Origin of the sequence: Legionella erythra, from assembly GCF_001467615.1 — a bacterium.
GTDB classification, from domain to species: Bacteria; Pseudomonadota; Gammaproteobacteria; order Legionellales; family Legionellaceae; genus Legionella_C; species Legionella_C erythra.
On record NZ_LNYA01000001.1, the window covers coordinates 46169 to 58686 of the forward strand.

A 12518-nucleotide genomic window follows, 5' to 3' on the forward strand; every position below is an offset into this window, starting at 1 on the left:
CCCGATTTTGCTTTTTGCGTCGTTCTGCTTTTAACAGGGATTGGCTAAGAGAGCATTGGCTACTTTTGATTGATTTTTTCGTGACATGGCTTTGCAAATCATATCGCCGGCATGGACAATTTTGTAAATGTCCACGCCGGTTTCAATCCCTAACCCATGCATCAAGTAAAGCACATCTTCTGTGGCCACATTGCCGCTGGCGCCGCGGGCATAGGGGCAGCCGCCCAACCCGGCGACGGAACTGTCAAAGCAGTTAATGCCGTATTGCAGGGAGGTATGGATATTGGCAATGGCCTGACCGTAGGTATCATGAAAATGCATGGCAATTTTATCGCTGGGAAGGTGATCTAAAATTTCTTCAAGAAGGTCTTCCGTTTGGTGAGGGGTTGCTACACCAATGGTATCGCCGAGGCTTACCTCATAAATGCCGAGTTCAACCAATTGCTGGGTCACTTCCCGTACTTTTGCAGGGGCAATTTTTCCCTCATAGGGGCAGCCGACAACGCAGGAAACATAACCCCGTATTTTGATATGGTGTTCTCTTGCCAGAGGAACAATGTCGGCAATACGTCCCAGGCTTTCAGCGATGGAGCAATTAATATTGCGTCGGTTAAATTCCTCACTGGCTGCGGTAAATACAGCAATTTCTTTAACCCCGGCTTCAATGGCGCGTTGCAAGCCTTTTGTATTGGGGACCAAGGCTGAAAATTGAACGCCAGCCGGTTTTTCAATGGCAGTATAAACATCGACATTATCGGAGAGTTGTGGGATGGCTTTGGGTGAAACAAAACTGGTGGCTTCAATCCGCTTTAAGCCGCTTTGACTGAGTTGATTAATCAGTTCAATTTTTTTTCGTGTCGAGACAAAGGTAATTTCATTCTGCAGTCCATCGCGTGGACCTACCTCAACGATGGTCACTTGTTTTGGGTAGTTCATGCTCATTCCGGTTTTTAGACATGATGGCACGGTTCTTTTCATTTTGAGTGAACAGCGCCGATCTGTAAATGCCTGATTAATCCTGTAATGCCAATAATTGCGCGCCTTCCTGCACCTGAGATCCCACTTCGTAATACAATTCGGCCAGAGTGCCATTTTTCGGAGCGTGAATGGTATGTTCCATCTTCATCGCTTCCAGCACAATCAGGCGCTCGCCTTCTTTCACCTTGTCGCCCTTGTTTTTAAGAATGGCCACCACGGTCGCTGGCATGGGTGCTGTCAGCTGGCCTTTGGGGCCGGCTTGTTGGCCCAATTCTTCCCAATGGTAGGGGCTGATTATCACCGGGCCAGCTTTGATGTAGCAATAAAATTTGCCCTGCTCGTGATTAATCCAGGCTGATTGCTGATGCTTTCCGTCATCCAGGGTTAGCCAATCGCCATCAAGGCGTACGGTTAATGTCAGGGGCGCTTCGTTTTCCAGGGTCACCTGGTATTGTGTCTCATTGACCGCTTCCATTTTAAGGCAATAGGGCTGTCCGTCTATCACATAGCGGCAGTACCAGTGACTGCGTAAATGCGACTGCCAGGCAAAGCTCTGACGCAATACTGGATCCTCGTGACGATGCAGCTCTAGATACTCATAGGCGGCAACCATGAGCAAGGCCTGTTTTTTATCCGGGACAGCCAGGTTAATGGCTTGTTTTTGCAGGAAGTCGGTGCTTAAGTTGGCAGCAATGAATGCGTCATTACCCACTATTTCCTGAAGAAAAGGGATATTGGTTTTCACACCGCCAATAGCGTAATGGCCTAGTGCTCTTTGCATGTGCTGAATGGCTTCATCCCGGGTATTTCCCCAGGTGATCAACTTGGCAATCATGGGGTCATAATACATCGTAATGCTCGAACCGCAGATGACCCCGCTGTCAATGCGAATGTTGTCTCCGTGAGGCTCTTTTAGAAAATGAATCTGACCAATGGAGGGAATAAAGCCCTGATGCGGGTCTTCCGCATAAATACGGCACTCCATGGCGTGACCGTGCTGGCGAATGGCGTCCTGGGTGGCAGGAAGCGGGGCATTGGCGGCAATTTTAATCTGCCATTCCACCAGATCAAAGCCGGTAATCATTTCAGTGACCGGGTGTTCGACCTGCAGGCGAGTGTTCATCTCCATAAAATAGAAATCGTGATCGCCATCCACCAGGAATTCAACCGTACCTGCCCCGCGATAATCAATGGAGCGCGCGACTTCACAGGCAGCTGCCGCCAAACGTTGGCGTAAGGCGTCATTTAAACGGGGAGCCGGGGCTTCTTCGATGATTTTCTGGTGCCGTCTTTGAATGGAACAATCCCGTTCAAAAAGATGCACGACCCCCCCATGATTGTCAGCCATTACCTGCACTTCCACGTGACGCGGGTTTAACACCAGTTTTTCAATGATCATGGTGTCATCGGCGAAACTGGCCATGGCTTCCCGCCGGGCACCTGCCAACGCCTGCAGAAAATCGTTTTCCTGGTGGACGGCACGCATGCCTTTACCGCCGCCGCCGCTTGCCGCTTTGAGTAAAACCGGAAAGCCAATACGGCAAGCTTCACTCAGCAGATGCGTATCGCTTTGCTCGCGGCCATGATAGCCTGGCGTCAGCGGTACGGATGTTTTTTCCAATAATTGCTTGGCCACTTGCTTTGATGCCATGGCTTCCATGGCTGGGACACTGGGGCCAATGAAAACAATCCCGGCCTGTTCGCAGGCACGGGCAAATTGAGGATTTTCTGACAAAAAACCGTAGCCGGGATGAATCGCCTCAGCTCCCGATGCTTTAGCCGCCTCGATGATAGCATCTATATTCAGGTAACTGTTTTTGGCGCTGGCATCGCCCACACAGTAAGCCTGGTCGGCGAGTTGCACAAACCGGCTATTCTCGTCGGCCAGCGAATAAACGGCAATGGTTTCAATGCCCATTTTTTTAGCGGTTCGAATCACTCGGCAGGCAATTTCGCCGCGGTTTGCAATAAGAATGCGGTTAAACATGAAAATCCTTAATTCCAGTTAGGGGTTTCTTTGTTGAGGAACGCGCGAAGCCCGCGTTGCCCTTCAGCAGAGACCCGTTTTTTTGCAATAATGGCGGCGGTTTTGGCGATTAATGCCTCGTCAATGGGTTGGCCGTCAACGCAGTCAACCAAGGGCTTGCATGCGGAGACGGCTTCAGGGGCAAGCGCCGTCATCTTTTGGGCGTAAGCCAAGGTATAGTCCCATAATTCATCATCATTAATACAATGATGGACCAGATTAAGCTGTTTGGCGCGCTCGGCATCGATCATTTCTGCACTCATGAATAACCATTTCGCCACGCGTGCGCCCACGGCCTTGACCACGTAAGGGCTGATGACGGCGGGCACAAGGCCCAGTTTAACTTCGGAAAAACAAAAGCGGGCCGAGTGAGCGGCAATGGCGATATCACAGGCGGCTGCTAACCCGGCACCGCCGCCAAAAGCAGAACCATGCACCATGGCAATGGTGGGTTTGCTGCTTTTGTGCAGGGTATGCATCAGCCGCGCAAGCACCAGGGCATCCTGGACATTCTCTTCTTCACTGTAGTGGGCCATTTTCTGCATCCAGCCGGCATCGGCGCCTGCCGAAAAATGTTTGCCATTGGCTTTTAAAATAATGGCCCTGATGTCAGGATTAGCGATGACTTCGTCTAATGCCGTTTGCAAGTCGTTAAGGAGGGCGTCATCAAACGCATTGTGTTTCTCAACCCGGTTTAAGGTAATCACCGACACGCGGTCATGCAATTCATGCAGCAGGTGGCTCATGGTTTTATCCTTTTACATACGAAATACGCCAAAGCGCGTCGGTGAAATGGGGGCATTCAAGGCCGCAGACAAACTTAACCCCAGCACCGTACGGGTATCTTCCGGTGCGATAACGCCGTCATCCCATAGACGGGCGCTGGCATAATAGGGATTGCCTTGCGCTTCATACTGGTCGCGAAGTTCGGCTTTAAAGGCTTCTTCCGCCTCAGTTGACCAACTGGTGCCTGCTTTATTGTGTTTGTCGCGAGTAACCTGGGCCAGCACATTGGCCGCCTGTTCGCCGCCCATGACTGAAATGCGGGCATTGGGCCAACTCCATAAAAAACGAGGATCGTAGGCCCGTCCGCACATCGCGTAATTACCGGCGCCAAAACTGCCGCCAACAATGACGGTGAATTTAGGCACGTTGGCATTCGCAACAGCGGTCACCATTTTGGCGCCATGCTTGGCAATGCCGCTGGCTTCGTATTTGCTGCCCACCATGAAGCCGGTAATGTTTTGTAAAAACAGCAGAGGGATGCCGCGTTGTGTGCAAAGTTCGATAAAATGAGCGCCTTTTAACGCGCTTTCACCGAATAAAATGCCATTGTTGGCGACAATGCCAATCGGGTAACCAAACAGGTGCGCAAAACCGCAGACTAAAGTCGTGCCATACAGGGCTTTGAATTCATCAAATTCGGAGGCATCGACTAAGCGGGCGATGATTTCACGGATGTCAAAGGGTTTACGCGGATCCACGGGGACGATGCCATTGAGTTCATGAGCGGCGTAAAGGGGTTCACGGCTTGCCATGCGGGCTAGCTGATCCGGCTTTTTGCGGTTCAGAAAGGCAATGGCCTGACGCGCCAGGAATAAGGCGTGGGCATCATTTTCGGCATAATGATCAGCCACACCGGATTGCCGGCAATGGACATCGGCCCCGCCTAATTCTTCGGCGCTGATGACCTCACCGGTTGCGGCTTTTACCAGCGGCGGACCGCCTAAAAAAATAGTGGCCTGATTGCGAACCATGATCGACTCATCGGCCATGGCTGGCACATAAGCGCCGCCGGCGGTACAAGATCCCATGACGACCGCAATCTGGGGGATGTTTTCAGCAGACAGGGTGGCCTGATTATAAAAAATGCGGCCAAAATGATCGCGATCGGGGAATACCTCGTCCTGACGCGGCAGAAACGCACCGCCAGAATCCACCAGATAAATGCACGGCAGGTGATTGAGGCGCGCAATCTCCTGTGCCCGTAAATGCTTTTTAACCGTTAACGGGTAATAGGTTCCACCTTTGACGGTGGCGTCGTTGACCACAATCATGCATTCCGTGCCGTTAATCCGTCCTATGCCGGTAATGAGGCCTGCGGCAGGGACTAAGTCGTCATAAACCTGGTAGGCGGCAAGCTGCGATAATTCCAGGAAGGGACTGCCTGGGTCTAACAATTGTTGAAGCCGCTCGCGCGGTAACAACTTGCCATGCTTTAAATGGCGGGACCGTGCCTTGTCATCGCCGCCGCGGGCGATTTGTTCAACGATGTCGCGTAACTGGATAACCAGCGTCTGCATGGCCGCGGCGTTTTGTTTATATTCGGGATTTGCCGTATTAATCTGGCTGACTATTTTTGCCATGATAATCCTTAATAAATCAGTATGTTGCTGAGTGCAATAATTAACCAAAGACACCAGGTCAACTCAATCAGATAAGGCATGGGTTTGCCCCGTATCGGTCGATAAATAAGCGCAGGAACCAAGGCTAAAAGGATTGGAATCATGGTCAGAAGAATCACTTTGCGAATCAATAAACCAATGCCGGTATGATTGAAAACGGCGGCGAGTTTAAAATTCACATAGGCATAAAACATATCGATGTAGACAATAAGCAGGTGGGCATATTTGGCAAAGACAATGACCAGAATGCTTAAGGCAAGATAAATAAGACTTTGACGAAGCATGTACATCCTTTGTTATTTTTATTTTGTATGCCCGCATCAGTCGCAAGGCGGGCATAGTCTATCGGATTAGAGGCGGGAACTAAACCAGTTCAATGGCCATGGCCGTTCCTTCACCGCCGCCAATGCAAAGGGCCGCAATGCCGCGGGTTTTCTGGCGTTGTTTCAGCGCATGGATAAGCGTGACTAAAATGCGTGCACCCGATGCGCCGATGGGATGTCCCAAAGCACAGCCGCCGCCATGAATATTGACCTTGTCTTCATCCAGTTCAAGCTGAGTAATGGCCGCCATGGCAACCACCGCAAAGGCTTCGTTGATTTCAAACAGGTCGACTTCATTTTTAGTCCAGCCGGCTTTGCTCATGACCTTACGGATAGCATCCACCGGGGCCGTTGTAAACCACTCGGGCGCCTGGGCATGGGTTGCATGGGCAACGATGCGTGCCAGGGGCTTCACACCGCGTTTTTTTGCCTGTTCAGCCGTCATCAGGATGAGGCTTGCCGCGCCATCGGAAATGGAACTTGAATTGGCAGCGGTCACGGTGCCATCGGCTTTAAAGGCGGGGCGTAATGTGGCAATCTTGTTCAATTTGCCGGCGTCGGGGCTTTCATCTTTGGACACGATGATCTCACCCTTACGGTCCGCGATGGTGACGGGTACGATTTCATCAGTAAAGCCATTGTCCTGTTGCGCCTGCAGGGCACGAGTCAATGAGCGGGATGCGTATTCATCCTGCTTTGCGCGGGTAAAACCAAAGTGTTCAGCAGTCTGTTCCGCGAAACAGCCCATTAACTGGCCGCGCTGATACGCATCTTCCAACCCATCGAGGAACATGTGATCTTTAATCTGACCATGACCTAAACGGTAGCCGGACCGAGCTTTGTCAAGCAGGTAAGGGGCATTGCTCATGCTTTCCATGCCGCTGGCTAATACAATATTGGCGGAGCCGGATTTGATTAAATCATGACCAAACATCACCGCTTTCATGCCAGAACCGCACATTTTATTGATTGTTGTTGCTCCGGTAGAATGAGGAATGCCAGCGCCAATCGCTGCCTGGCGTCCGGGTGCTTGCCCTATCCCTGCCTGCAAAACGCAACCGGTGATGACTTCATCAATATCAGAGGGAGAAAGGCCAGCCTGTTCGAGTGCTGCACGATGAGCAATGGCCCCTAATTCCGGTGCTGTCAATGCTGACAGGGCGCCCAGCATGTTACCCATGGGGGTGCGTTTGGCAGCAACGATGACGATATCATTCTGATCCATACTCATTTTCCTTTTCCTTATGAAGTTTCTTTAAATAGTTCACGACCAATTAACATGCGCCGTATCTCGGAGGTACCTGCGCCAATTTCATACAGTTTGGCATCCCGCAATAAACGCCCCGTGGGGTATTCATTAATATAGCCATTCCCGCCCAGAGTTTGAATAGCTTGCAGTGCCATTTGTGTGGCTTTCTCGGCGGTATAAAGGATGACACCGGCTGCATCAATCCGATTCACCAAGCCCTGATCACAGGCTTTTGCCACCGTATAAAGGTAGGAGCGCGAGGCGCTTAATCCAGTATACATATCGGCCAGTTTCCCCTGGATAAACTGGAACTCACCAATGGGCTGGCCGAATTGCTTACGCTCGTGAACATAAGGGATCACCACATCAAGGCAGGCCTGCATGATGCCCACGGGGCCTGCAGCCAGTATGGTTCGCTCATAGTCAAGACCGCTCATCAACACGTGAGCCCCGCGGTTTAAGTCGCCAAGAATATTTTCAGCCGGTACCCGGCAATCTTCAAAAACCAGTTCGCAGGTATTGGAACCGCGCATACCCAATTTATCCAGTTTCTGCGCTGTTTTGAAACCGTCCATGCCTTTCTCGATCAGAAAGGCGGTAATGCCTTTGCTGCCGGCCTGTTTGTCAGTTTTGGCATAAACGACTAAAACATCGGCATCCGGGCCGTTGGTAATCCACATTTTCGTGCCGTTGAGAAGGTAATGATCACCCCGGGGTTGGGCGTTTAACTGCATACTCACCACATCGGAGCCTGAGTTGGATTCACTCATGGCTAGCGCGCCGACATACTCTCCACTTATAAGTTTAGGCAAATACTTTCGTTTTTGCTCGTTATTGCCATTAAGATAAATCTGGTTGACGCAGAGATTGGAATGAGCGCCGTAACTTAAGCCCACGGAGGCTGACGCGCGGGAAATTTCTTCCATGGCAATGGCATGCGCCAGATAACCCATGTTGGCCCCGCCGTATTCCTCGCTGGCCGTAATGCCTAACAGCCCCATCTCGCCCAATTTTCGCCAGAGGTGATTGGGGAACGCATTGTCCGCGTCAATTTGTGCGGCAAGGGGAGCAATTTCACGTTGCGCGAACTGACGGACGCTGTCGCGTAACAGATCATAAGTCTCGCCGAGTGAGTAGTGTAATCCAGTATGCATAGTTGACTTCCTGTTACTTAAACAAATAGGCTAGACTATACCCAATCAAAATCAAGTTGCAACTTCATTTTTAGCAGGCATTGGGCATTAAGGGGCAGATTTATGAACAAGCTGGTAATCTGGGGTCATCATGTCGATGAATACAGGGAAATGTTTGACTTAACCGAAGCGGACTTGCAGGGAAAAATCCTTGAATTTGGCTGCGGCCCCAGCGCAATCAATGCCGAATTGACTGGAAAAGCCGCCCAGTGCGTCAGTTGCGATCCTCTTTTCAGCTTGGACATCGATACGCTCAACTCCAAAGTATCCCTGATTTTTGCCGATATGCTTAAAAAAGTAACGCAGGAAAAAGAGAAGTTTGACTTTAGCCGCTATGAAAATAGTCTCAATGAATTGGTTGAAAAAAGACGCAGCGGCCTCGCTGCTTTTTTCGCAGACTATTTACGCGGCAAAGAGGAAAAGCGCTACATCGGCATCACCGAAATCAAGTTGCCCTTTAAAGATTTTACCTTCGATTATGCCTTAAGCTCGCATTATCTGTTTGCCGAACTCGACAATCAGGATGTGGCGTTCCATGCACAGGCTATTGAAGAGCTGGCACGGGTCGCTAAAGAAGTGCGAATTTTTCCTTTAATCGACCGCCACGGCCAACCCTCGCCTTTGTTGGGGCCTGTGCTGCTTGAACTGCAGCAGCATAACTATGGGGTCGAGGTTCGCAGCGTCAATTATCATCTGCAACCCAGCGGCAATGCCATGCTGCGTGTCTGGGCGCAGGAATGCCCTGTTTAACCGACTCGAACAGGCAATTCAGGGCCAGGCGTTTCGTCTTTCTCGCTTACCTCCTGCACATCGTCTTGATGGTCTGACTGTTGCGCCAGGTATTGTTTTTCGAGTTCAATGAGACTTGCCAGGGTGCTCATAACGGTTTTAAGGGGGGGGCGTTTGTCCGGATCAAAACGGATCATACCATGCAGTAGCTCGTTTAATGGGTCAGCAATTTCTGACGGCACGGTCATCCCGGTAAAGAGTTTAAGCTTCTCTGCTTTGCGGTGGCTGTAGTATTTTTCAAAACAGTCGAAATCCCGTTCTTTGATATGATCCAGGGAGCAGTCACCCCAGAATTCGGCGAGGGTCATGCCCAGTGAAAAAATATCGCCTGCTACGCTAACCTTTATCTTATAAAATGCCTCTGGCGGTAGGAAGGGGAGCGTGCCTTTTATGGTTTTACCCTCTTTTTTACTCTTGGGGCAGGAGAAGGCAAAATCAATTAATTTGACGGTTAGGGGCGAGAGGGTAATCATAATATTTTCTGGTTTAAGATCGCGATGAATACGGCCTTTCTCATGGAGTTCGTCCACCGCTTTGACAAGCGCTAAGGAAATATCCAGGTATTGAAGCAGACTTAATTCAATTCTATTCTTTAGGAGGCGCCGGTGCAGTTTAAACAAGTCCATATCACCCGCCTTTCGCATGCGCAGGAATCCATACGCCTGACTGAATACCGGTTCTTTACACCGTAACGATTCATTAGCCAACTGCGTACGCAGCGCTTCTTTATGGATTCGCTTTTCGGGCATCCGACTTAAGGCAATGCGTTTGATGACTTGTTGCTTTTCAGGCGCCCGCTCCTGAAACGACATGTCATTTTCGCTCTTGATTTTGCCAAGACTTAACATGACCGAACCATAACTTCCGCTTTCAAATGGTTTAGCCAATACCTCTGCATGAACACAGGTTGCAGTTTTTTCAGTAATGAGCAGGGGGTGCACAAGAAAAATATCCTGCGTGTTTTCACTGCAAGACAAGGTGTGTTTCCCCGCAGCAATTTCATTATCTTCTGCTTGATTGATTAAATCAAAAAGCAATTTTTTGCCAGCTGCGTCGAGTTGGGTGGGGTCAATGGTAATCATGAGTATCCTTTTTTAAGTCAGGTTTCTGGCGTAGTCTTAAAGCGGGTATTATATTACCCCAGTTTGCCTTTCTTTTTGAATTAGCTGGAGTCTGCTTATATGTATCATCTGATTCGCCCGCTGCTGTTTAAACTGGACACGGAGCGCGCGCACGCGCTGGCCTTGCGTGCCCTGCGCTTTATGCCTTCGGCCTGTTTTAAACGCCCTGAACAACGGCCCATTCATGCCTTGGGCCTTGAGTTTCCCCACCCAATCGGTTTGGCCGCGGGATTTGATAAAAATGGCGAGCACCTCGATGCACTGGCCAAACTGGGTTTTTCATTTATTGAACTGGGGACTGTCACGCCAAAGCCGCAACCCGGTAACCCGAAGCCCCGTCTGTTTCGCCTGCCAGAAGCCAACGCCATCATTAACCGCATGGGGTTTAACAATCAGGGTGTGGATGCGTTGGTCAAGCATGTTGCCCGGGCAGATTATAAGGGCATTCTTGGCATCAATATTGGTAAAAACAAAGATACGCCGCTGACGCACGCGGCTCATGATTATCGCTATTGCCTGCAAAAAGTGTTCAAGCAGGCTTCTTATGTCACCATTAATATCTCCTCTCCCAATACCCCCGATTTACGCTTGCTGCAACGGGGTGACTTTTTTATTGATTTGTTAATGCAATTAACTGACGAACGAAAGCGGCTTGAAGATCAATACCAACGCACCATACCTCTTTTGGTCAAAGTGTCCCCTGACGAAACAGACGAGGCCTTAAAGCAAATGGCTGAGGTAGTCGTCAGTCAGGGAATTAACGGCATCATCGCCACCAATACCACCGCCGAACGGGAGACGGTGGCTTCGTTACCTTATGGTCAGGAAGCAGGTGGCTTAAGCGGGCGGCCTTTGGCCTTGCGATCAACCGCCTGCCTGCGCCTGTTAAATGAAGTGGCCGGCAAAGATGTCTGCCTAATCGGGGTTGGGGGCATTGACAGTCCTGAAATGGCCCGTGAAAAGCTGGCAGCAGGTGCTTCGTTGCTGCAGATCTATACGGGCTTGATTTACCAGGGACCGGGTTTGGTTAAACGCCTGGTTGATGGGTTGGATGCTTAAGGGGGCTGCTACACTTAAGGATAAGGACAACGCGAAAGGAGATTCCCATGACTCGCCACACCATCAGCCCACAGCCCTATGCCGTGGATCGTAAAGATAAAACAGACGACAAACAAAAAAGCAGGCTGGCTGGCAGTGAAATTGAGGATTCAAAACGCAGGAAAGCGGCAGAAAAAGAGCGTCACGTCAAAACCAAACGGGAGTAGCCCTCAAGGCAAACACGTCTAACAAGGGCTTTTACTTAATACCCTGCTTTGCGCGTTATTCGGACAGAACAACTGATGCTGTGCATAAAGCACAATACGTTGGATGAGACACGCTGACTGTCGGGTGTGCCTGAGGCGTCAAGTGCAATGGCTGCACTATACTCATACACAGTAACGAGGAAGCCATCTTGAAACAAAACAGGGATTGTTATGATTGCGTGATTATTGGTGCCGGACCCGCCGGTTTAACAGCGGCGCTCTATCTGGCGCGCTTTCGCCGTCATTTCAAAATTTTTGACAGCGGCGAAAGCCGGGCTGCCCTCATTCCGGTTTCCCATAACTATCCGGCATTTGTAAAAGGCATAGCGGGCGCCAGGCTATTGGAATTATTAAAAGCGCAGTTGGCCCATTATCAAACCAAAGTCACGGTCGAGAAAGTGGCGCAATTAAAAAAGCAGGGTGGGTTATTTGAGGTTTTTACGGACAGTGCGCGTTATCTTGCGCAGATGGTTCTTGTAGCGACAGGGGTTATTGATATCAGTCCTGATTTACCGGATGCGGATCAGGCCATTGCTGAAGGCTTGTTGCGTTATTGTCCGGTTTGCGACGCCTATGAAGTGAAAAACAAACGCATTGGCGTGCTTGTTCAGGATAGAAAAGGATTAAATGAAGCCTTTTTTCTCCGCCATTATTCTGCCGAAGTGTTTGTGCTGACGCAAAAAGACGGCGTGTTTTCAGACTATGACAGGCGGCGCATGAGGCAGGCTGGACTTCGCTTCCTGCTAAAGCCTGGCATTCAATTTGATTTCGAGCAAGCTTGCATTCAGAGCAAGATCAAGGGAGAACAAGACATTCTCCTCGACACACTCTATGCGGCATTGGGTACAAATCAGCAGAATAAACTCGCTATTGATCTCGGCGCGCGGGAAGACAAGGGTGATCTGGTGGTGAATCGTCATCAGCAAACATCTGTTCCAGGTCTGTATGCGGCAGGGGATATTACCGCGGGTTTAAATCAATTGGTTGTGGCTGAGGGGCAGGGGGCTATTGCTGCTATGGACATTCATAACCGACTGAAAAAAAACGATTAATGCCGCTAAAGCGGTGGAATGCTTGGCGCAGGCTTGGGTTTAGGGGTACAATTTGGCTTTTTTAAGGTCAAAAACAGC

General features: G+C 50.2%; 12 protein-coding genes. 4 read left to right on the forward strand and 8 right to left on the reverse strand.

The features are described 5' to 3' along the window. Positions 1–30: 30 nt before the first annotated feature. The 7 genes from Lery_RS00240 to Lery_RS00270 all read right to left on the reverse strand — a co-directional run bounded on the left by Lery_RS00240 (position 31) and on the right by Lery_RS00270 (position 8135). Positions 31–936, reverse strand: a complete 906-nt coding sequence (locus tag Lery_RS00240; protein WP_058525351.1) for a hydroxymethylglutaryl-CoA lyase — start codon at positions 934–936, stop codon at positions 31–33. A gap of 76 nt (positions 937–1012) precedes the next feature. Further along, on the reverse strand, positions 1013–2965 hold the full coding sequence (locus Lery_RS00245) for an acetyl-CoA carboxylase biotin carboxylase subunit (RefSeq protein ID WP_058525237.1): 1953 nt from the start codon (positions 2963–2965) through the stop codon (positions 1013–1015). An 8-nt stretch (positions 2966–2973) separates the two neighbouring features. Next, positions 2974–3750 (reverse strand): enoyl-CoA hydratase-related protein, encoded by a 777-nt coding sequence (locus tag Lery_RS00250; protein WP_058525238.1) that lies wholly within the window; start codon positions 3748–3750, stop codon positions 2974–2976. Positions 3751–3762: 12 nt separating this feature from the next. After that, positions 3763–5370, reverse strand: coding sequence for a carboxyl transferase domain-containing protein (locus Lery_RS00255; protein WP_058525239.1), 1608 nt, complete (start codon positions 5368–5370; stop codon positions 3763–3765). 8 nt (positions 5371–5378) lie between these two features. Then, positions 5379–5693 carry a hypothetical protein gene (locus Lery_RS00260; protein ID WP_058525240.1) on the reverse strand — a complete coding sequence of 105 codons (315 nt, stop codon included), beginning with the start codon at positions 5691–5693 and terminating at the stop codon, positions 5379–5381. A 79-nt stretch (positions 5694–5772) separates the two neighbouring features. After that, on the reverse strand, positions 5773–6957 hold the full coding sequence (locus tag Lery_RS00265; protein ID WP_058525241.1) for a thiolase family protein: 1185 nt from the start codon (positions 6955–6957) through the stop codon (positions 5773–5775). A 17-nt stretch (positions 6958–6974) separates the two neighbouring features. Then, positions 6975–8135 carry an isovaleryl-CoA dehydrogenase gene (locus Lery_RS00270; RefSeq protein ID WP_058525242.1) on the reverse strand — a complete coding sequence of 387 codons (1161 nt, stop codon included), beginning with the start codon at positions 8133–8135 and terminating at the stop codon, positions 6975–6977. Positions 8136–8237: 102 nt separating this feature from the next. On the opposite strand from Lery_RS00270, the gene Lery_RS00275 reads away from it, so the two are divergent. Further along, positions 8238–8924 carry a hypothetical protein gene (locus tag Lery_RS00275; protein ID WP_058525243.1) on the forward strand — a complete coding sequence of 229 codons (687 nt, stop codon included), beginning with the start codon at positions 8238–8240 and terminating at the stop codon, positions 8922–8924. Here Lery_RS00275 and Lery_RS00280 read toward each other — a convergent pair. Continuing rightward, positions 8921–10045, reverse strand: coding sequence for a protein kinase domain-containing protein (locus tag Lery_RS00280; protein WP_058525244.1), 1125 nt, complete (start codon positions 10043–10045; stop codon positions 8921–8923). The genes Lery_RS00275 and Lery_RS00280 overlap by 4 nt on opposite strands. A gap of 99 nt (positions 10046–10144) precedes the next feature. On the opposite strand from Lery_RS00280, the gene Lery_RS00285 reads away from it, so the two are divergent. The 3 genes from Lery_RS00285 (at position 10145) to Lery_RS00290 (ending at position 12440) form a co-directional block, all read left to right on the forward strand. Further along, entirely contained in the window at positions 10145–11143 is a 999-nt protein-coding gene (locus Lery_RS00285; RefSeq protein ID WP_058525245.1) for a quinone-dependent dihydroorotate dehydrogenase, read from the forward strand. A gap of 47 nt (positions 11144–11190) precedes the next feature. Further along, positions 11191–11349, forward strand: a complete 159-nt coding sequence (locus tag Lery_RS15170) for a hypothetical protein (protein WP_156412462.1) — start codon at positions 11191–11193, stop codon at positions 11347–11349. 188 nt (positions 11350–11537) lie between these two features. After that, positions 11538–12440, forward strand: coding sequence for an NAD(P)/FAD-dependent oxidoreductase (locus tag Lery_RS00290; protein ID WP_058525246.1), 903 nt, complete (start codon positions 11538–11540; stop codon positions 12438–12440). Positions 12441–12518 lie beyond the last annotated feature (78 nt).